At 40.2% G+C, this 19,153-nt stretch carries 17 protein-coding genes and 2 pseudogenes; 7 read left to right on the top strand and 12 right to left on the bottom strand.

Annotation, left to right across the window (positions count from 1 at the left end; translation table 11 throughout):
* Window positions 1-287: 287 nt before the first annotated feature.
* The gene (locus BMY75_RS03230) at window positions 288-3,113 is read right to left on the bottom strand and encodes a lipase/acyltransferase domain-containing protein (protein WP_074829605.1); all 2,826 of its coding nucleotides are present in this window, start codon (window positions 3,111-3,113) and stop codon (window positions 288-290) included.
* Window positions 3,114-3,475: 362 nt separating this feature from the next.
* Here BMY75_RS03230 and BMY75_RS03225 point away from each other — a divergent pair, with 362 nt between their 5' ends.
* Window positions 3,476-3,739: a hypothetical protein gene (locus BMY75_RS03225; protein WP_074829602.1), complete on the top strand. Its 264-nt coding sequence runs from the start codon at window positions 3,476-3,478 to the stop codon at window positions 3,737-3,739.
* A gap of 237 nt (window positions 3,740-3,976) precedes the next feature.
* Here BMY75_RS03225 and BMY75_RS03220 read toward each other — a convergent pair whose 3' ends face one another.
* From BMY75_RS03220 to BMY75_RS17625, 6 genes and pseudogenes are all read right to left on the bottom strand, one after another.
* The gene (locus BMY75_RS03220; protein ID WP_074829599.1) at window positions 3,977-4,942 is read right to left on the bottom strand and encodes a CHAP domain-containing protein; all 966 of its coding nucleotides are present in this window, start codon (window positions 4,940-4,942) and stop codon (window positions 3,977-3,979) included.
* A gap of 409 nt (window positions 4,943-5,351) precedes the next feature.
* On the bottom strand, window positions 5,352-5,948 hold the full coding sequence (locus BMY75_RS03215; protein ID WP_074829595.1) for a TetR/AcrR family transcriptional regulator: 597 nt from the start codon (window positions 5,946-5,948) through the stop codon (window positions 5,352-5,354).
* Between the two features lie 411 nt (window positions 5,949-6,359).
* Window positions 6,360-7,562 carry a Fic family protein gene (locus tag BMY75_RS03210; protein WP_074829591.1) on the bottom strand — a complete coding sequence of 401 codons (1,203 nt, stop codon included), beginning with the start codon at window positions 7,560-7,562 and terminating at the stop codon, window positions 6,360-6,362.
* A 286-nt stretch (window positions 7,563-7,848) separates the two neighbouring features.
* Window positions 7,849-8,346, bottom strand: coding sequence for an RNA polymerase sigma factor (locus BMY75_RS03205; protein ID WP_074829589.1), 498 nt, complete (start codon window positions 8,344-8,346; stop codon window positions 7,849-7,851).
* A gap of 122 nt (window positions 8,347-8,468) precedes the next feature.
* Window positions 8,469-8,750, bottom strand: coding sequence for a DUF6431 domain-containing protein (locus BMY75_RS03200; RefSeq protein WP_074829585.1), 282 nt, complete (start codon window positions 8,748-8,750; stop codon window positions 8,469-8,471).
* Window positions 8,751-9,263: 513 nt separating this feature from the next.
* A pseudogene (locus tag BMY75_RS17625) lies at window positions 9,264-9,362 on the bottom strand (AbrB/MazE/SpoVT family DNA-binding domain-containing protein); the annotation flags it as partial.
* A gap of 309 nt (window positions 9,363-9,671) precedes the next feature.
* Here BMY75_RS17625 and BMY75_RS03190 point away from each other — a divergent pair.
* The 4 genes from BMY75_RS03190 (at window position 9,672) to BMY75_RS03175 (ending at window position 13,744) form a co-directional block, all read left to right on the top strand.
* Complete coding sequence (locus BMY75_RS03190) at window positions 9,672-10,223, top strand: RNA polymerase sigma factor (RefSeq protein ID WP_074829578.1); 552 nt, start codon at window positions 9,672-9,674, stop codon at window positions 10,221-10,223.
* Window positions 10,220-11,362 (top strand): hypothetical protein, encoded by a 1,143-nt coding sequence (locus BMY75_RS03185; RefSeq protein ID WP_074829575.1) that lies wholly within the window; start codon window positions 10,220-10,222, stop codon window positions 11,360-11,362. Before BMY75_RS03190 ends, BMY75_RS03185 begins: the two co-directional genes overlap by 4 nt.
* Window positions 11,363-11,787: 425 nt before the next feature.
* Entirely contained in the window at window positions 11,788-12,093 is a 306-nt protein-coding gene (locus BMY75_RS03180) for a hypothetical protein (RefSeq protein ID WP_074829572.1), read from the top strand.
* Between the two features lie 454 nt (window positions 12,094-12,547).
* Window positions 12,548-13,744 carry a hypothetical protein gene (locus BMY75_RS03175; protein ID WP_074829569.1) on the top strand — a complete coding sequence of 399 codons (1,197 nt, stop codon included), beginning with the start codon at window positions 12,548-12,550 and terminating at the stop codon, window positions 13,742-13,744.
* A 75-nt stretch (window positions 13,745-13,819) separates the two neighbouring features.
* Here BMY75_RS03175 and BMY75_RS03170 read toward each other — a convergent pair whose 3' ends face one another.
* The 5 genes from BMY75_RS03170 to BMY75_RS03150 form a co-directional block, all read right to left on the bottom strand.
* Window positions 13,820-14,278, bottom strand: a complete 459-nt coding sequence (locus BMY75_RS03170) for a low molecular weight protein-tyrosine-phosphatase (protein ID WP_074829566.1) — start codon at window positions 14,276-14,278, stop codon at window positions 13,820-13,822.
* A gap of 150 nt (window positions 14,279-14,428) precedes the next feature.
* Window positions 14,429-15,637, bottom strand: a complete 1,209-nt coding sequence (locus tag BMY75_RS03165) for a site-specific integrase (protein ID WP_074829563.1) — start codon at window positions 15,635-15,637, stop codon at window positions 14,429-14,431.
* An 80-nt stretch (window positions 15,638-15,717) separates the two neighbouring features.
* A complete protein-coding gene (locus BMY75_RS03160) occupies window positions 15,718-15,957 on the bottom strand; it encodes an excisionase (RefSeq protein WP_074829561.1) in 240 nt (79 codons plus the stop codon).
* Window positions 15,958-16,056: 99 nt separating this feature from the next.
* Window positions 16,057-16,155, bottom strand: a complete 99-nt coding sequence (locus BMY75_RS18775) for a CHC2 zinc finger domain-containing protein (RefSeq protein ID WP_431602513.1) — start codon at window positions 16,153-16,155, stop codon at window positions 16,057-16,059.
* Between the two features lie 225 nt (window positions 16,156-16,380).
* Entirely contained in the window at window positions 16,381-16,689 is a 309-nt protein-coding gene (locus BMY75_RS03150) for a CHC2 zinc finger domain-containing protein (protein ID WP_074829557.1), read from the bottom strand.
* A gap of 1,128 nt (window positions 16,690-17,817) precedes the next feature.
* On the opposite strand from BMY75_RS03150, the pseudogene BMY75_RS18695 reads away from it, so the two are divergent.
* A pseudogene (locus BMY75_RS18695) lies at window positions 17,818-18,081 on the top strand (BspA family leucine-rich repeat surface protein); the annotation flags it as partial.
* 63 nt (window positions 18,082-18,144) lie between these two features.
* A complete protein-coding gene (locus BMY75_RS17435) occupies window positions 18,145-18,711 on the top strand; it encodes a BspA family leucine-rich repeat surface protein (protein WP_347499924.1) in 567 nt (188 codons plus the stop codon).
* The last annotated feature ends 442 nt before the right edge of the window (window positions 18,712-19,153 follow it).

The following is a 19,153-nucleotide window of genomic DNA, read 5'->3' as shown; positions in this document are numbered from 1 at the left end:
AATTTGTTCGATGTCAATAGATGTGAAGCATACTCTCTATTTCACTTCATCTCACTTCTACTTTTATGAAATTTGAAGAAAAGCAGAGAAATTTAAAGATAAATGGAAGATTTCAAGAAATTTAGTTTGTGAAGCTTGTTAAGTGCAGAAAACCCGCACGTATGTTTGTGTAATTTGCCGAATCAACTTTTGTACTTTTTGAATTTGAAGCATTATCTGTTTTCCGATGCAGTATAAAATTTAGTTTAACAATGAAAACGGCTCCCCGATTAGGGAGCCGAATTTTGCTACTTAAGATCTTTACTTTTGACCGGCAGTTTGTCCTGACTTAACAACCTCGAGTCAATCATCATGATGACGCGGGCATCTTCGCTGTTTATGCCGCTGGTGCCGTTGTCGCAAACATCTGCTGCTTCAAGAGCCTGTTTGTTCAGGGGATATTTTTCAGGGCTTGAAACGTACCTGAGAATAGCTACTGCATCGTTGATATTTACAACGCCATCTAAGTTCACATCACCGTACAGTACATTCTTTTTTATAGGCTTGATAATGTTGATAGTTTCATCGGGTACAGTAACAGTTTCACCCTTTTGTGCAGTCCATGTCTCATCAACAACATCGTCACCGTCTTTGTCGATACACAGAACAGTTTCTTCACCGCTGTCAGCGTTGGTATTGATGAAAGTGCTGTCTGTGATGGGAACATCTTCAAAATAGCTCTCATCAAGGAGTTCATCCTCGCCCGAGTAGTGACGGACAGAAAAGTCCATTGTGCCAGTATCTGTACCTGTAATTTTAATATCCAAGTTTGTACCAGTCTTCATACAAATAAACTTTTCATCATTATTTTCACCGAAAATATACAAACTTCCGAACGAAGAAGTTAGTGAAAGATCATCTGCTGCTGAGCAGAGTCTGTCATCTCCTGTGCCTATTTCTACATCAACAGGACAATGTAGCTGTATTTCGGTAAATGAGTCGGGCTTTATGTAATGAGGTGCATCCGGTTTTTCATTATTGAGTATCTTACAAATGCAGTCTAATGGATCATTCTTTTTTATAAGGTCAACATGTTTTTCTTCAAACATATACTGATGATTCATCTTATATGTATTTATCATTCCAGCCATTTCTGCGGAGAAAGTGGGAACCGTTCCATCGCCAGATGTAGCATGAAAACCTACAATATCATATTTGTTTTTATCTTTGTATAAAGTAAAATCGCGAGGCGTACATATATTTTGGCCCATAATGAAATATGAGTTGTCATATGTAAGCAAAATATTGCAGTCTGATGTAGAATAGCTATTTGGCTTGTAGCTATGAATAGCTTGCTGTAACGAAAAAGCAAAGAATGAATTATCTTCTCCAAGTTCATCATCGATCATGCTACGGTATCCATCGGCATCAAGGGTATAATCGTTATCTAAGTCTTTTATATTTTCTCTGAATGACATGGGATATTTGGAGCAATATGTCAGTGAAGGTATCAATTCACAAACGCCCGGAAATCCAATCAACACGTTTCGCGATATACCTCCCATGCCGAGAAGTATATCTTCAAAAAATCCTATGATGCTCCCGTATTCTATTGCATCAAAAACATGCGGAGCCCCTTCATACGGAGTACCTACGGTTATTATTTTATCGACTTTGTCAAATTTGTCTTTACCCTGAGATGCAATATAAAGTGAAGTTACAAGACCACCCATTGAATGAGCAACAATATCGACCTTATCTGCTGATATATTATCAATGAATTCCTCAAGTTTTAATGCGCTTTCACGATTGCTTTTTCTCCAGTCATAATTGAAAACATACACTTCTCTGTCAGGGAATTCTTCGCATATTTTATTAACGAGGTTTTTCAGACTATCCCTTGGTCCCTTTTCTCTGTTATCCTCATCAAGAGCATTCTGATTTATCGGTTTTCCATTACCATTGTCATAATTTTTTACATATAAAGATTTGGTGATTTTCATACTATTGCCCAAATCAAATGAAAATATTTCACCCATTCCGGGCCATATGAGATCTTCTTTACCATTTTCATTTGAATAAAGCTGACTTCCCATTATTCCAGGAATTAGAACTATAGGATCTTTGTCTGATCCGGGAGTAGGATCTTCAGTAGTAGTGGTTGATGGATTCGGATTAGGATCGTATGGCGGGGGTGTAGGTGAAACTCTGTCATCGAATGCACGTCTTTCGTTTATAAGACGGATCAGCTTTTTCAGATTTTCAGGAGTATACTGGATATATTTTCCGCCTGATTCAGAGCATATACGGCTAAGGTTGGAATCATATTTATTTGGACGTAGATCGATGATATAATGAATGTAAGAAATATAATCTTTAGAATGATTTTCATAATAGTTATGTCCCCACATTTTTGTGCTATAAGTATCATAACTTTTTCTGTTAATCGGATTTATATCTAAGTAATAATAATCATCTTTCACGATTGAAATTATTGTTTCATTATGTCCACCAAAGGTATCACAATTGTATTTGGGAGAAGCATACCACCAACCCAAGGCAGTAGCAAGATTAACTCTATTATCATCAGACTTTGTAAATCCATATATTAATTTGCGAATCGCTGATGTATTTACCATTCTTTGACTAAAATAATGGAAATCTGTGTTTGAGATATACACCTTGGTAGACGGGTCAAAATCCTTAGTATTCTTCATATATTCGAAAGTTGTATCCAAAGAATTTGACATACTCACAATATCACCCAAAGAGTCATAGGTACCATGCTCTTTTCCATCATCATCTATATATCTGCGCTGAAAACTAATATTAACATCGCCTGAGTAAGCATTATAAGTTGCGATATTACTGTCATCTAATCCATTCCAGAGTTCTGTGACTATATCAGTAACTCTCGAATCATGATTTTCTCCGCTGTCAACAGGTGGAAAAGTAATAGCTAATGGTCCCGGCATGGAATAAATCGTATCACTAAATTTATCTTCAGTGCTTGTTGTCCCCTGCGAAGCCTTCGCAATAATAACATCATTGGCTGGTGCTGCACTGACCAATGATGAGACGGTTATTGCAGCGGAGAGCAAGGCAGCAATAACTTTGGTTGTTTTTAATCTCATAAAATTCCTCCAATAATTTAAAAATTTGTATTTGATCCGGTTCTTTCGCCGATGAAAAAGATGGAATATTTAACATCATAAATCTGTTATTGTGATTTCACAGAACTCAAGAACCGAAACACACAAAAATGATTATATCAAATCATATCCGTTAATATAAGGTGTTTTTGTAAAAATATTTGTTAAATTATTTTGGCTAATATATCTGCAATTAAGATGATAAGGCCTATAGTAGATATTAATCAGAAATCAAAGGTTTTATCATCATAAGGTAAGGTCTGAGGTCTGACAAATACATTTTTAATGAGTTTGTCATCTCCCCCGATGAGAATGACTATTGTCAGAAGATACGTATTTCAGGAATGGACTGCCAGATCAGAGGTGACAGCAAACTATTCATTGAACTTGCGGAAACGATACCCGACGAAAGAAGGGGCGTAGACGTTGAGGTTACTTTTAAGCTTGAAGATGGAGATGAGTTCACCGATACAGGAACGTTTTACTGTCATGAGATCGAAGAAACTAACGAAACAGAAGCGTTCACATCAGTAAGTTTCAGCAGATTCGCAGACCCATACAAGATAACCGAGATACAGATAAACGGCGGAACATTGTGGAGGATATAAAGACAACGGTACACCTGCGTAGGTGTACCGCGCAGTTTGTTTCAAAACCCCATTTGATAAAATATTTAAACCGCCGTCTGCAATAGCAGACGGCGGTTTTATATGCAAAACAAGTTATTAATTTCAGATCGTTCCGTTATGCTCATTAAGAGATCTTGTCTGCGCTTTCTTTTCAAATCAGCACGATAGCCCGCTGAAATAAACTATCTATTGTCTGATACGGTCAAACGCAGATTATCAGAAAGTTTTGAATTCTCTGGTAAATGAAGCTACTTTTCCGTTGGAAGTTGTAACGGTGATCTTGTAGCGATATGTTGTGTTTGCCTTGGAAGCTCTGTTGAACCAGATACGGTCATCGATAGAATGAAGATTATAACTTGCAGTATTCATAGTTCTTGTTGTTCTGTCAACATTGACATAACTGCCGTTTGATCTTTTTTCATCTATATCAACAACGACCTGCTTGATATTTTTTCCATTCAGCGCCTGTATAGTGCCGTATACACTAAATGTGCTGCCTGCCTTTTGCTTGATCGGATATGTTACGCTACTGAACTTTACATTAGCGTCACTATAATTGCCTACTCCGGAAGTGGGCTTCTGAGAATTGCTGCTGTCAGAATAATCAGGAGAACAATATCCCCATACCTGATTACACCAATAGTCTCTTCCGATGTGAGAATCCCACCAACCGGTGCCGCCAAGATTTCCCTCGATAGTATATATAGTTGCATTGATACCTGTACCTTCTACACGTACCACAAGTACGGTATGATCAGGACCATCGCTCCAATTGTTATTATTCTCGATCAGTGCGATATCTCCTACCTTGGGAGTATAGTTGGTGTCCTTAGACAGTGCAGGGCAAGACTTTCCCCCGTAACTCCAACTGGTAGTTCTCTTTGCGTGATACTTGCCGGCCTTTCTGTAATCCAGCAAAGTAGAAGTAGTCGAAGCGCTGCTGGAATAGTCTTTTCCGCCTGCTTCTGTTACGCACTTGTGCGCAAATAGAGCACACCACTGATCAGAGAAGCCCATGGATTTAGCATTTGCACCGGCATTAAGATATTTTTCTGCCACCTCAACAACTTTCTCTCTGGTTCCGTAAGTTGCAGCACTAGCAGGAAGCACTGCTACGTTTGAGATCATTGCTGTCACTACTGTCAGAGTTGCTATTGCCTTCTTGAAATTCATCTTTTTCATTATACTATTCCTCTTTCTTTTAATTATTCTTATTGGCTGTGTTCTTTACAGCCTTATCTTACCTTTACCCAAACTCTTAAATGTTCAGGCTCATCCATCATTGTTCTATGTGATAATCAATCCGTGCGCACGAAAAACTATCATCTATTAGGCTTTACGTGTAATACCTAATAGGTTGTACCCTAGAAGCTATTAGCTATTATATCTTAGCTAACGCATTTTGTCAATACATCAGCCTCTAATTCGTCGCATTAAACGTTATTCGTTCAAGAAATTAACTTAAAAGTCAGAAAACCTGCACAATACAACTTGTCTGATCAGCATATTTTGACGCGATATGTATTGAAATACATAAAAAATCCGCACCCGGAATAATTCCGAGTGCGGTAACTGCACATAAATATCAATATCAAAGCAGACAATGCCGTTCAATATACGAATCGACCAGCCGCTCAATAGTTGCCAGCGCTTCCTGTTTCTTTTCAGGCTGACGGTCGGACATATGGATAAGCAAAGTAGTCGGTGCTGTATACTCCATTGCAAAGATCTCAGGATCCCCACTTATCATGACGCCCTCTTCCATCAATCGCTGAAAGAGGTTGGTATATAGAGTGGTGATCTTAGTGAGATGATGTTCGGTAGTATGTTCTGCAAGATCTTCGTTTCTGAACTGTTCAAGTGACAGCACCCTGCGCATCTTTGTTATAACCTCGCTATTGAGCGTTAACATAACAGAATGCATGGTAAATTCTTTCAGTTCTTTTCCGGAGTGGACATTTTCAGCTTCACTTATCACCTTTTCCATTCCGGCATTGTACTCCTCATCTGTTTTCTCTCCAAGCGCACGGAAAAGATCGGCTTTTCCTTTCAGATACTTGTAGATAGACGGACCTTTGATGCCAACACGTGCTGCGATATCATCGATCGTTGTACCCTCATATCCTTTGACTGAGAAAAGATCCAGCGCAGCTGCCAGTATCCTTTCTCTTGTGTTTCCTTTCTGCATAGTTCTCTCCCTTCTTTAAATTTATAATTTAGCTAACGCCTAATCTATTGTAGCCATTATACTCCACCTTGCGCCAATTGTCAATAGGTTCGCGGCTGTTTTTATATATCGCACGAACAAGACTTTCTACGGATTGCAAAAAGGGGTAATTCGCACAAGAATTCACCGCTGAACCAATTCTGCTCAATACCAACAGGAGCATTCAGCTTATTCTGACACATGGACTTTTCGGTCATACTTTTGAGATATGAGCGAATTTAAGAAAAAACTCAGTGCAAGAAATAAATACAGCGGTATATAAGTTGATGTGTCACATTGCAGGAACAAGCAGATCAACTGAACACTCTGTCGTCAGCACACAAAAACACCGACATCTTATTCGATGCCGGTGTAAAATTTAAATCAATCCAATTAATTCATCCTATCCACCTGCTCCAAATCAAGCAGATAATATTTTCTGCCCTTCTGGCGGTTTTCTATGAGCAGCTGTTCGGGAATACTCTTTAACCTGCTCCTTACGGTATTCTCCGAGAGTCCCATATTCTTTATCAGTTCCTCTCGGCTAATGCCAATATTCGAGAAAAGTGCAGCCTGTATAAGCAGATCGTACAGATGAGATATATCCGTTTTTTCCGCATTGGGAAGCATAGCGATACACTGTTTGTAATAATCCCACCTTTGTTTTTTCTCTTCAAGGGTCTCCAGAAGCTGGTGCATGGATATCCTGATTATATCAAGAAACATCTCGGCAAAGGGAGTCAGTTCTCCCTTGTTGTGAGGATCGTTGCATATATCGAATGCTTTGTAATATCTCGAAATATTTTCCTTGATAGTATAAGAAAGTCTGAATCCTATCAGCGGAGTCAGCTGCCTTGAAAGCAGATAGCTGCTGATAAATCGGCTCATTCTTCCGTTGCCGTCGTAAAAAGGGTGGATATATCCAAACAGATAATGAAAAACAGCTATCCTGATAAAAATATCTATGCTGTCGTCACTCAGGAATGTAAGGCTTTGTTCAAATGCCTTTATTATCTCACTTTCGGGATATAGACCTTTATGGATGACCTTTTGAGATGCGGACTGCACCTCAACTCCCGATCTGCGGAAGAATTCCCCATCAGGAAGATTTTCGGGATCGGTTGTCTTGATCTCCTCGTAGAAAATATCATCATATACCTTTCGTATATCCCTGCAGGTGTCAAACTCAATAGTCTGACGGTTTTCAAGCATAACATATTTTGTCACCAAGCCTACGAACCTGTTTCGCTTATTGTGGGAAGAAAGATCCTGCAAGATCTCTCCGATCTCCTTTCGTGTGCTGTGAACGCCCTCTATATCATTGGTCAGAAGTATCTCATCTATCAGACATTTCGATGTGAATTGCGCTATTGCTGTATCGGGCAAAGAATGATATAATTCCGTCACTTCTTTATCCAGACGTTCAATAGCGATTATCTGCTTGTATATCTCGGGAGTCTGACAAATAAAAGCCCTGTTTTCCCCGATATTCACGGGCAAACGAATGGTGTTCTCATCATTGAAACGGTGCTCATATTCTTCCTTGTATTCATTTGTGCCCATGTGGAACAATGCCTTAAGTGTTTTTCTTGACATACTCTCATCTCCCTTTGATCATATTATGTCATACGCAAAATTGAATATTCATTGCGTCAGTCAACAAAGATTTGTACTAACAAAACGCAAAATTAGCTAATTTTGCGTTTTGTTATACCATTATAGCACCTCGGAACTCAAAAGTCAATATGATTTGAGTTTTGTTCTGCTTGTTAGCAAGAATTGTTCTATCACGATATTATTATACTGAAAAATGCCGTGCAGGTATGAGTGTCCTGCACGTTATATTTTTTTAGCGGATGTCGTCAATAATTGCTGTTCATTATTAATTGACCACCCTTATCTGATCGTAATGTGTTATTTTATTGCAAAAACAGTTTCCAGCTTGTTTTTCTGCCTTTTTTCTGTAATAATACTCGCGCTGTTTTGCTCGGTATTTCTTGATGTATTCCGACTCAGCTACGGATGCGATATTATATCCGCAGTAAGACGACTTTTGACGAAGTATCACGGGGTTAAAACTATAATAGTAACGGTATAAATTGATATACCTGTTCTTTAGTGCTGCCTTGAAATATGCCCTGAAGCCATCTAGCTCCTCAACTTTTCGTTTTACTCCGACAAGCTCCCACAGCAAGATATATCCTTCCTGTATCAGGTCATCCATATCATAACCGGGTAACCTTTTCCGATACATTTTCGCCGCATTTAGTATGATAGGTTTGACGTTAGCTGACAATTTCTCAAAAGCAGCCTTGTCACCGCTACCAGCCAGACGGATAAGATCCTTAGTGTCGTGATCTTCAAATTTGTTTGTGCTCATGAAAGTTCCTCCGTTTTCTTTATGATATCTTTATCATACATCAAAACAAAGAGGATCTGTTTGCATACAGGCGGGGAATTTTAAAAGCAGACAGCACCATACAATTGCTGTACAGTACTGTCTTAACCATTCTTCCAGCGGTATATAGTTGATGTGTCGCATTGCAGGAACAATTCAAATTTACTGTCCCCCAAGCGGACTTTGTCGATTATCCATTTGAGATACAGCTTGCCTTTTTCAAGGCAATCGGGACGCTCTATGTATCGCTCGCGGCAACAGGGACAGTAATATCTCTGCAGAAGCAGCACATGATCTCCGCCGTATTCATCGCGAAAAGTTCTGCTCTCGGTGCCGTCCCTTGCAAGCATAACTGAGGGGCAAAGTTCACAGAACGGAGTTTTCAAAGACCAATATTCGTTTTTTATATCGCGGATCGTATTTGAAATGATAGTCGTTGTTTTCGATTTTCAGGTATATTTTTCTCATTTTTACTCCGTAAGATGAAATGCAAAGCGGGTGATTTGCGGGAATTTTTTTATTTATTATATCAAACCGACGATGAAAAGTCAATCGGACAAGCTGAGTATACAAGTGGTATCCAACATGATTTTTTCACGCACGACTAAGTTTAATATATTTATATAACTTTCTTGATAACAATCAAATGTTTGATAAAAGTGACTTACAATATTATCAATAAAGGCTGCCGCGCAAGCCTCTGTTTTGCGCGATCTTTGGTTGAATATATTTTCATTTCGCAATATTTTTACATAGGATTTTCACCCCTTATTGACAATACTGCACCGTGAAATTTACAATATATGGTTATTCAGCGTTTGGTACGAATTTTCGATTCTTGCGCCTATATCGTCGATTGCGAGTTTTATGATGTAAAATTTACTCCACCCTGTCAGTGACGGGTCACCCTCACGTATCCTCATAGTTCGTCTTATCTCTTTTGGTATAACTACCCTGCCTAGGTCGTCTATGCGTCTTACTATTCCTGTTGCTTTCATTTTGTTCCTCCGTTCTTGGTTTTTGTGGGAATAGTTTGCGCAGATTTTGTATGTTTATGCGTTTATGGAAACTATGATGTAAGAAGAGTTGTAAATTCAAAGGCATCAATGATGGAGAAAAATGGAATATTATCACGCTTTTTGACACATGGACTTTTCAGTCGCGCTCTTGAAAGACGGATAAATTTAGGGTAAAATAATAGTTGCAAATTTAATTCTTTTTTTGAAACAGTGTAACGTTTGCAGATCTTTTTCTGACTGTTATGGTGAAAGGCTCATGAACCTTCAACATGAAAAGAGGTGAATAACATGGACGATAATGAATTGATAGAGCTGTATTTTGCGCGCAGCGAAAAAGCTATCTCGGGTACTGCCGATATGTATGATCTCAGACTTCGGAAGATCGCATACCGTTTGCTTTCAAATCACAGCGACACCGATGAATGTCTGAGTGATACATATTTCAAGGTCTGGAATGCGATCCCTCCGAACCGTCCCAAAAATCTGTTTGCGTTCTGTGCAACGGTATGCAGGCGAACTGCTATTAATATGATCGAAAAGCAGGCGGCTCAGAAGCGTTCTGCGACCGTGGTAGAGCTGACAAATGAAATGGAAGAATGTATACCCGCTTCGGATACGATAACAGAAAACGAAGATCATCTAACAGAGCTTGTAAATGAATTTCTTGAAACGCTGGATGAAGAAAAGCGTGTTGTGTTCGTAAGGAGATACTGCTATTACGAAAGCGCTGCCGAGATAGCTGAAAAATACGGTTTTACACAAAGCAAAGTCCGTGTAATGATGCACAGAACAAGAAAAAAATTCAAGAATTTTCTTGCAGGAAAGGATGTTGGATCATGAATGGTTTTGAACTTTTAAAAGCAGTCAGCAAGGCAGACTATAAATATCTTGAAGAGTCGGAAAACTATGTGCCGAAGAAAAAGAACTCATTCAAAAAGATCAGGCTGACTGTTATTGCGGCAGCAGCTGTGGTCGGTCTTTGCGGATTCACTTATACTTTTTACAAGTATAATTACGGCAACGCTTTCACTAACAGAGAGATCGAACCGGGTAAAACAATGTCGGGCGATATTCATGACCTTGAAAGTACGACTCAGCCTTTCGATGGTGTTGTGCTGGAAAACACTTTTACAGACATCGATATTACCATCGAGGGCATTGTCAGCGAAATAGGCAGCGATGATCTTATTCTGACAGCCAAAAAGAAAGATGGAACCCCCTTTGCTGAAAGCGATGAGGTACTGTTCAATGCGGCATTGGGAATGTGCATACCATACGACATGATCGAGAGTTTTAAAGGCAAGGAGATAAATGATGCTTCCGAACTCGCTTGGAGAGATGGTGATGTTCACTGTGCGCTAAATGATGACGGCACACTAAGCATCACTGTCACAAACACCTGGAAAATAAGCAATGATGATCATGATGTCATTCTCGGCTTCCGTGACATTGCCGCGTGGCGGTATACCGAAGAGAAAGATGAGCAGTATGTCAACTTTCTTAACAGCGTTATTGATGTGCATAATTCAGCTGATTTCGAGATAAAAAATGTCGAGGAATTCAATAAAAAATTCGACGCCTGCAAACAGATCTTACGTGGTATCTCAGATGATTATTATGAAGGAAACTTTGTAGTAAAGTGCCATATATCAGCCGATGAGTTTGTCATCTCCCCCGATGAGAATGACTATGGTCAGCAGATACGTATTTCAGGAATGGACTGCCAGATCAGAGGCGACAGCAAACTCTTCATTGAACTTGCGGAAACGATCCCCGACGAAAGAATGGGTGTAGACGTTGAGGTTACTTTTAAGCTTGAAGACGGAGATGAGTTCACCGATACAGGAAAGTTTTTCTGTAACGAGATCGAAGAAACTAACGAAACAGAAGCGTTCACATCAGTAAGTTTCAGCAGATTCGCAGATCCATACAAGATAACCGAGATTCAGATAAATGGTCGAACACTGTGGAAGAGGTAAAGACAGCGGTACACCTGTGTGGTGTACCGCTTTTTTGTTTCAACCCCCCATATGATAAAAAACAAGTTATTAATTTCAGATCGTTCCGTTATGCTCATTAAGAGATCTTGTCTGCGCTTTCTTTTTCTAATTAGCATGATGGTTAAAGTATCACGCGTGACACAAAAATGATAATTTGTGCTACCTGATATCTTCCTTTATCACGGGGATAAAACTATAATAGTGACGGTATATATGGATATAACTGTCTAAATAAAAGAAAGGTAAAAAGAAGAAATACGTGATCGAACCCATTAATTGTTTTTGTTAATTATATTGACAAAGAACCGCTTTTGTGCTATAATATTGCCAATATAGTTGGAATAATAAAATGTTCCCATATTTTTTTCGTAACAAACTCCAAAATTTAAATCAGGAGGTATTCTATGATAACGAAAAAGTTTAGAATGCTGGCTGCTTTTCTGACAGTTTCCGTATTTGCTGCCGGGACTTCTGTCATACCCTCTTCAGCTTACAATTTCGATGTTTCTAACCCTGCAAGAACAATAAATGTTCGTGTCAACAAGCCGTATATTCAGTATGATATCGTGAGCAATGAACTGAAAAATGCAAACGATATCCCTCTGGTAATAAGAGACAAGGACGGTAAACAGGTAGCAAGGTCAGGTATGGTCTACGATGTTTCGGCAAAGTCAACATTACGGATCTCTCAAGGATATCAGCAGCCGTAAAAGGCAAGAGACCCCTAACATAAAAATCTGCCATGATAAAAACAATAGTTACGCCCACATCGCAACTCACGATGTGGGCGTAACTATTAGGAATGTTGTTATCTTTTCCCCCGCCTGCGGCAGGGGAAAAGATAACCGCCATACGCACATTATATTCATCTGTTCGCTGTTAAGTCAGGTGTGTCGGCGGGATAACCATATTAATTTTTTCCAGGCTAAACTTACAAAATTTTTTTTGATCAAAAGACAAATCACACCCAAAAGACACATATTTACAGCGAATCATCTATCATATACCGGGAAACCACCAAAATTGATTAACCAACATCGAGCCGCCCCAAAAATCATATTTATTATTGACAAACGCCAAACATTTTGTTATAATATTATGTATAAAATTATTCTGCGTTCAGACACGCTATTACACTATTACTACATAAAGGAGCGATTATCTATGAAAAAATATGCTGCACTTGCACTTGCACTGGTAATGGGGCTGGGAATGGTTGCCTGCGGAGATACAGGCTCTTCGGATACCAAGGATACGACCACAAAGGCCGGAGATACTACAACAGCTGCTTCCAACGAGGATAAGCCCGACGATGCCGCTGCTGACGAAACAACTACCACGGAAGCTCCCGCTGAGCCGCTGAATGAAAATGTGGTGCACAAGGAGTTCAAAAACACTGTACTGAACATCACAGCGAACTTCGATGTTGCAAACATCGAGGGCTTTGAGACCACGGAAGCAACTCAGACAGAGGATGCTTACAGAGCTTCGGGAAGCTTCACTTATCCCGACCCCGAGTACTATGCAGCTGCTATAAGCGCAAGCTATAATGTACGTATCCTGAGCGCCAAGCACGCTGAAGCTATCGTAAACAAAGACCTAGATTATAAAAACTACGAAAAGGTAGATATCGGCTCTGCATACGACACCTATGAATGGGTCGAGGACGGCAGCTACGGCAAGCGCATAAATATAATATTTGTCGGCGGAGATTACCTCGACGGCAAGTATATACTTGAAGCACAATTTATACCTCAGCTGGAATCAGGCAAGCAGGAGGACGTTGATCTTATCGTTGATACCTTTGCAAAGAGTCTTAAACTCGAAGCTGACGACTCAGGTCTGAAGAGCGGCGACACTTTCCAGATAGGCACAGGCGAGGGCATAACCTGCAAGAACAAGGCTACCGTAGCAGGCAAAGATGTCGATATGGAGCAGAAAATATACATGAACTGCAACAGCATATCCGCACAGACATCGTTCGTTGCTGACGGTATCGGCTACGACTTCTACACCTACACTGTTGATGGTATGGATCATTTCGGCGTTACGGGCGGCGGTGAATACGCTGACTGCACATTTGCAGGCAAGCCCGGCAAGATAAAGATATCCAGCGGCGTAGGCAATATTACTGTTGACGCAGATATTCAGGTAGACGACAACCACTGCCTGCATATGTCCCTTGACTCTGACAGCGCATTGAGCGAGGGCGAGCTCGGAGATGCTGTAAAGCTCGGCGAAAAGATAGCTGATATGCTCAGCGAAGACAACAAGGAAGCAACACAGGAGCTGTTCGTGGGATATATCAACGATATCGCAGCAAGCCTGATCTTCCCCGAGGGCGGCATAGCTGAAAATTGATCCGGCGGAAAATAAATCTCAAATAATAATACAAGGCTGTCTCAGATGAGGCAGCCTTTTTGTCCGCATATTTGATCACAGTTCCTCAATCAGCTTAGCAAAAAGCCCCCTGCAGCCTTCTTCGATATCTGCATAGGCTTTGCCGAAATCGCGGCTGTACCACGGGTCGGAAACATCGTCCCCACGGTCTGCAAATGTGAGTAGTTTATATATTTTTCCGTCTTTATCGCCGCCGAAGATACGATTCATGTTCCGTATGTTTGCGGTATCCATGCCGATAAAGTAGTCGTATTTATCATAGTCCGACTTTTTCAGCTGAACAGCAGTCTTGCCCGCACAGCCGATACCGTGCGCCGCAAGTTCCGATCTTGCAGGTGGATATACAGGATTTCCAAGTTCCTCGGTGCTTGTTGCACTTGAAAGGATATAAAACTCATCGCTGTATCCTGCATCGGATACCAATTTTTTCATTATAAATTCAGCCATCGGCGATCGGCAGATATTGCCGTGGCACACGAAACAGATTTTTATCATATTTTTACTCTCCTCTGAAACGCCGTAAATACAGGCGTTTGCGACGTTTTGGGGTGCTTTTGTTGTAAAGACGATTTGTTCATATTATCTCAAATCTTCTCATGTTTTCTCATATTTTTGACTTCATCTGTGGTAAAATTGTGGTAAAACTCAGGCTGTTTTTATGCCTGCTACTCGCTTCATTTCACGCTCAGCGTCCTCGAATTTGATATGAGTATAGGTATTCAAAGTTACCCCTACATCGGCATGACCCATTATGTATTGCAGCATTTTCGGATTCATTCCCCGCTTTGCCATGTTGGTGCAGAAGGTATGACGGCAGACGTGTGGCGTTATCTTCGGCAAAGGACGCAGGCGAACGCTCGCGTACTTTTCCCTCATGTGCTGTATGATCTTTTCCCAGTGAAGGGCTACCCTTGGCATATCGTTTTTGTCGAGGAACAGGAACCCAACGCAGCCGCCTATCATCGGTTCTTTTTTGAGACGCTTCCTGCTGTTTATGATCCTTCCGAAGCAGTCAGCAACCTCTTCGGTCATCGGTATCGACCTGACACCGCACTGAGTTTTCGGCTTTTCAATGATGTACTTACCCTCGTGTGTGCGGATAAGCTGACGCTCGACATTCAGGCGCATATCATCAAAGTCAATGTCTGAAACTGTAAGCCCGCAAAACTCCGAGATACGAAGTCCCGTGTTGAACAGGATAAAAACAACGTCATAGTACTTGCTATAATAGCTGTCGCTTTTGATGAAATCGAGAAATTCCTCCATCTGCTTTTCAGTGAGCGCCTCACGGGGCTCGCTGTCATTTTCTATGACGGTGGAAAGCTCAAAGCCAAAAGGATTCTTGCGTATAAGGTCGTCGTCCTCAGCCATCTGAAACGCAGGTCGCAGCACACCTCTTATTGAATGTATAGAACTGTAACCCTTGCCGTCCTCTCTTTGCAGCTTTATCAGCCACAGCTTTGCGTCGGACAGCTTCACCTTGTCGATACGCATTTTCCCGAATGGGTCTCTCTTCAGAAGATTGATAACGGTCTTGTATCCCGTCCTCGTACTGTCTCTGACTCCCGTTTTAAGCGAAATATATCTCTCCGCAAGGCTCAGAACGGTATATTGTCCTCCGTCTGAACTGATCCGGTCGTACAGATCTCTTTCGACCTTCTTTTCCTTTTCCCTTAGTGACAGATCACGCCGCTTGCCTTTGGGATACGGATCAGACGCATCGAGTCTCCAGCTGTAGATATCCTTTCGCTTTCCCGAAGCGTCGGTGTAGGTGTAACGATATCTTCCGTCGGAGTTCTGACTTTCTCCGTATCTTAAATTTCTTTTCTTATGGTCTCTTCTTTTATTATTCATATAATCTCTCCTCTCAAAGAAAGAGACCCGAATTTGCACTTATATTATACCACAATTCCGAGTCGCTTTCAATACCCTTTTCAGATAACAGTCGAATTATCTAAAAAACTTTCAAACCTCTGTCTTTTGAACAGCAGGCGGTTTCCGTTCTGTATTATGAAATCCGCAGTGGGGTGTTCCTCAGCGATACGGCGCAGCTTGCCCTCGCCGATGTGGTAGTATTCGGCAGCTTCGGTAACTGTTAAGGTGTATCGCTTCCATACAGGTATGCTGTTTGTTGTGTTGGTAAATTCGGTATCAGTTTCGGTCGTTCTGTTCAAATTTTTTCCTCCGTAATTCTCTAAAGTTTTATAGCACTCGTGAAGATGGAATTGATTTTGGTATTCATTATTTTGTCAGTCCTTTCTGTGTCGATCAATTTAGTAGGTATGATCTCTGTGTTCCCCACAGCCGAAGCATTGGAAATGATCTTCATAAACTTTAAAACAGGGGGCGCGTTCGTTGTTAAACGGACAGATGGCAAATCTGATGCGGTTAAAATCAAGTCCGCAAAACGAACGAGGGCTATGAAATCCACCCTGTCTTTTATATTCTGAAAGATGTTCGACATATCAGCCTCCATTTTATTTTTTCTATGTGAAAGGAAAGATTCAAAGTGGCATACCGAGTAGATTCTTGGGCGGAGAATTTACCTGGGAGATCATTGTCCTTTCATAAGTAAGCACACTTGGAAGCCATTTTGTTTAATGCAAATTTTGTTTTTTCAAAAAGTTTGTAGTAAAACACAAAACAGGCAGATTAAAATTTAGTTGTATTATAATGATCTGTGCAGTCACTATATAGCCCAAAAGCATCCGAACAAAATCAGTATGGCTTCTGTGCTCCCTACAATCGAAGCTGCAAAAATGATCTTCATAAACTTTAAAACAGGGGGCGCGTTCGTTGTTAAACGGGCAGAGGGCAAATCCGCCGCGGTTCAGATAAAGACAGTAGAAACGAACGAGCTCTCTGAAGTTCAACCTGTCTTTTATATTCTGAAAGATATTCGACATATCAGCCTCCATTTCATTTTTTCTATGTGAAAGGAAAGATTCAAAGTGGCATACCGAGCAAATTCTTTGGCGGAGAATTTTATTGGAAAGTCATTGTCTTTCCATAAGTAAGCACACTTGGAAGCCATTTTCGAAAAGGGCAATTTGTATTTTTCAAAAAGTTTGTAGCAAAACACAAAACAGACATATTAAAACTGTGAAGTATTATAATATTCCGTGCTGATCGTAAATTCGCTCTCAATGTCTGAGCAAGCTTTTGTATTCGATAAGAACTTCTGTCGATTCCCGGCGTACCAGTTCAAAAGCTTCATTTTTGTTTCCTTCTTTTTCACGGGTGGTGCAAACTCGACGTGATCTAAGGAAAGACCAAAATCTGCGTTTATCTTTTTGCGGCTTCAATATTAGATGATCCAAATAGCTTCTGAACAAGATCGGTATGGTCTCTGCGTTACCCACTGTCTTTTATATCCTGAAAAATATTCGGCATATCAGCCTCCGTTTCATTTTTGTTACGTGAAAAAATAAGATTCAAGTTGGCATACCAAGCAAATTTTTTGGCGGAAAATCTGCACGGGAAACTTATGTTCATAAGTACCTACAAAAATCAGGTTTTTTTGAAGGCAAAATCGAAAAATAATTTTTTATTCTCTCTTTTGCATAAAATGCAATGCCCCTTTTTAGTGAAATAATAAAACCGAGTGTTGAAAAATATAAAGCACCTACAAAACTCTCAGAATTCTGTAGATGCTTTTTTGAAGGTATTCAAATTCGCCTGCATACGCAGCGGTCGATAAAAAATTTTTCAGCCCATTCGGGCTAATTCGTTTTTGAAAATCGTAATTGTTTCCTTTCTGTAAACGCAAACATAAGCAAGTATAGAAGATGCCGTATACCGAGGTCACAGCATCTTTCCAAATCGCAGTAACCCCTGCGATTTGGGTGTTAAGGGAACCCGTTGCCCTTAACAATAGACGTCAATCAAGGAAATCGCATTTCACCCAGCAAAAATTCAGGAGGAGAACTATTATGTAGAGCTAATATGAATGTGTAATTTTTAAGATAGCTTGATTATCCTTCTGAAATATACTATAATAATATTGAAGGGTGAATAATCCAAATGCCTGAATTATGCCGATTTGGTGGAATGGTTATTTATATGCTGTTACAAACATGCACAGCATGTTCAAGAATTGTTCAAACTTGACCTCACTTGATTTAAGCGGTTTTGATACGAGCAAAGTTACAGACATGTACGCTATGTTCTATGGTTGTTCCAGCCTTACTTCGCTTGATTTAAGTGGTTTTGATACAAGTAGAGTAATATTTATGGATGATATGTTCCGCGATTGTTCAAGTTTGACAGAACTTGATCTAAGTAGTTTTGATACAAGTAAAATTTATCCTGAAGTTTATAAATATCTTTGGCAAAATTCACTCGGTATAACTGGTTATAGTATGAATGGTATGTTCGCCGGTTGTTCAAATCTGACCTCACTTGATCTCAGCAGCTTTGATACAAGCAATATAACTGATTTTTCAGATATGTTCGCTGATTGTAATAAATTGAGGTTCCTTGCTCTTGGCGAGAATTTCAAAGCGATCCCGGAAGAAGCAGCTCTTGTCAATAAAGAAGGCTGGGTAACCGAAAATGATCCTGAAAAAGTAGTAAGCGGTGACGGTGAATATGCAATCATCAAAAACAACGGCAAGAACATCTACATTCGCTTCGACTACGATACAAAACTCACCTACCCCACAAACATCAAGGTCGAATACAGCGCAAAATATCACCAGGTAAGATTCAAATGGGACAAAGTTGAAGGTGCTGACAGATACGGCATAGCTGTATACCTTGCAGGCAAGTGGAGGATACAGACTCAGAACATCACCGATACAGTTTACACTTCTCCCAAAAATCTTACCCCCGGCAAGACCTACAAAGTCGCAATTGCAGCAAGAGTAAACGGCAAGTGGGATACTGCAAACGCTGTCAAAAATGCTGTTACTGTTACCATAAAGTGACATGCGGCATTGATACGTAAAAACTATTAAATACTTAAAGCCTTCGGAGATAAATATCATATCCCGAAGGCTTTTCTTATCTTCAAAAGCTGCTGACACTCTTTTACATAGAGTAATGCTCATGCGGATAAATGAGCATATTAACTATGAAAATTATTTTATAAAGTAACCGTCAAACTTTTCCGCACCCTAAAAATTAAGACCCTGCAAGGAATCAACATCCCTGCAGGGTCATATTTATTCATCGCCATTGAATTTGAGATTTTTATCTACATACCTGATCATGTCCTTGTATTCGATCTCAGCTTTCTTCAGTTTGATCGACATCAGAAAATGCAGGAATGCATTAGTCTTTTCGAGTCAATCCCAAATTCTGTGTAAACTACAAATAGTGTAATAAAAGAGTATATGATGAGACCGATTGTGAAAGCAGTCGGTCTTA

It is taken from the genome of Hominimerdicola alba (genome assembly GCF_900109655.1).
GTDB classification, from domain to species: domain Bacteria; phylum Bacillota; class Clostridia; order Oscillospirales; family Ruminococcaceae; genus Hominimerdicola; species Hominimerdicola alba_B.
The sequence above is the reverse complement of the archived record's forward strand: the minus strand, read 5'-3'. Positions and strand labels throughout refer to the sequence as shown.

Coding starts and splice junctions, on each gene's coding strand:
- BMY75_RS03230 (WP_074829605.1), bottom strand. CDS start 3,113: ATGAGATTAAAAACAACCAAAGTTATTGCTGCCTTGCTCTCCGCTGCA.
- BMY75_RS03225 (WP_074829602.1), top strand. CDS start 3,476: ATGGACTGCCAGATCAGAGGTGACAGCAAACTATTCATTGAACTTGCG.
- BMY75_RS03220 (WP_074829599.1), bottom strand. CDS start 4,942: ATGAAAAAGATGAATTTCAAGAAGGCAATAGCAACTCTGACAGTAGTG.
- BMY75_RS03215 (WP_074829595.1), bottom strand. CDS start 5,948: ATGCAGAAAGGAAACACAAGAGAAAGGATACTGGCAGCTGCGCTGGAT.
- BMY75_RS03210 (WP_074829591.1), bottom strand. CDS start 7,562: ATGTCAAGAAAAACACTTAAGGCATTGTTCCACATGGGCACAAATGAA.
- BMY75_RS03205 (WP_074829589.1), bottom strand. CDS start 8,346: ATGAGCACAAACAAATTTGAAGATCACGACACTAAGGATCTTATCCGT.
- BMY75_RS03190 (WP_074829578.1), top strand. CDS start 9,672: ATGGACGATAATGAATTGATAGAGCTGTATTTTGCGCGCAGCGAAAAA.
- BMY75_RS03185 (WP_074829575.1), top strand. CDS start 10,220: ATGAATGGTTTTGAACTTTTAAAAGCAGTCAGCAAGGCAGACTATAAA.
- BMY75_RS03180 (WP_074829572.1), top strand. CDS start 11,788: ATGATAACGAAAAAGTTTAGAATGCTGGCTGCTTTTCTGACAGTTTCC.
- BMY75_RS03175 (WP_074829569.1), top strand. CDS start 12,548: ATGAAAAAATATGCTGCACTTGCACTTGCACTGGTAATGGGGCTGGGA.
- BMY75_RS03170 (WP_074829566.1), bottom strand. CDS start 14,278: ATGATAAAAATCTGTTTCGTGTGCCACGGCAATATCTGCCGATCGCCG.
- BMY75_RS03165 (WP_074829563.1), bottom strand. CDS start 15,637: ATGAATAATAAAAGAAGAGACCATAAGAAAAGAAATTTAAGATACGGA.
- BMY75_RS03150 (WP_074829557.1), bottom strand. CDS start 16,689: ATGTCGAATATCTTTCAGAATATAAAAGACAGGTTGAACTTCAGAGAG.
- BMY75_RS17435 (WP_347499924.1), top strand. CDS start 18,145: ATGAATGGTATGTTCGCCGGTTGTTCAAATCTGACCTCACTTGATCTC.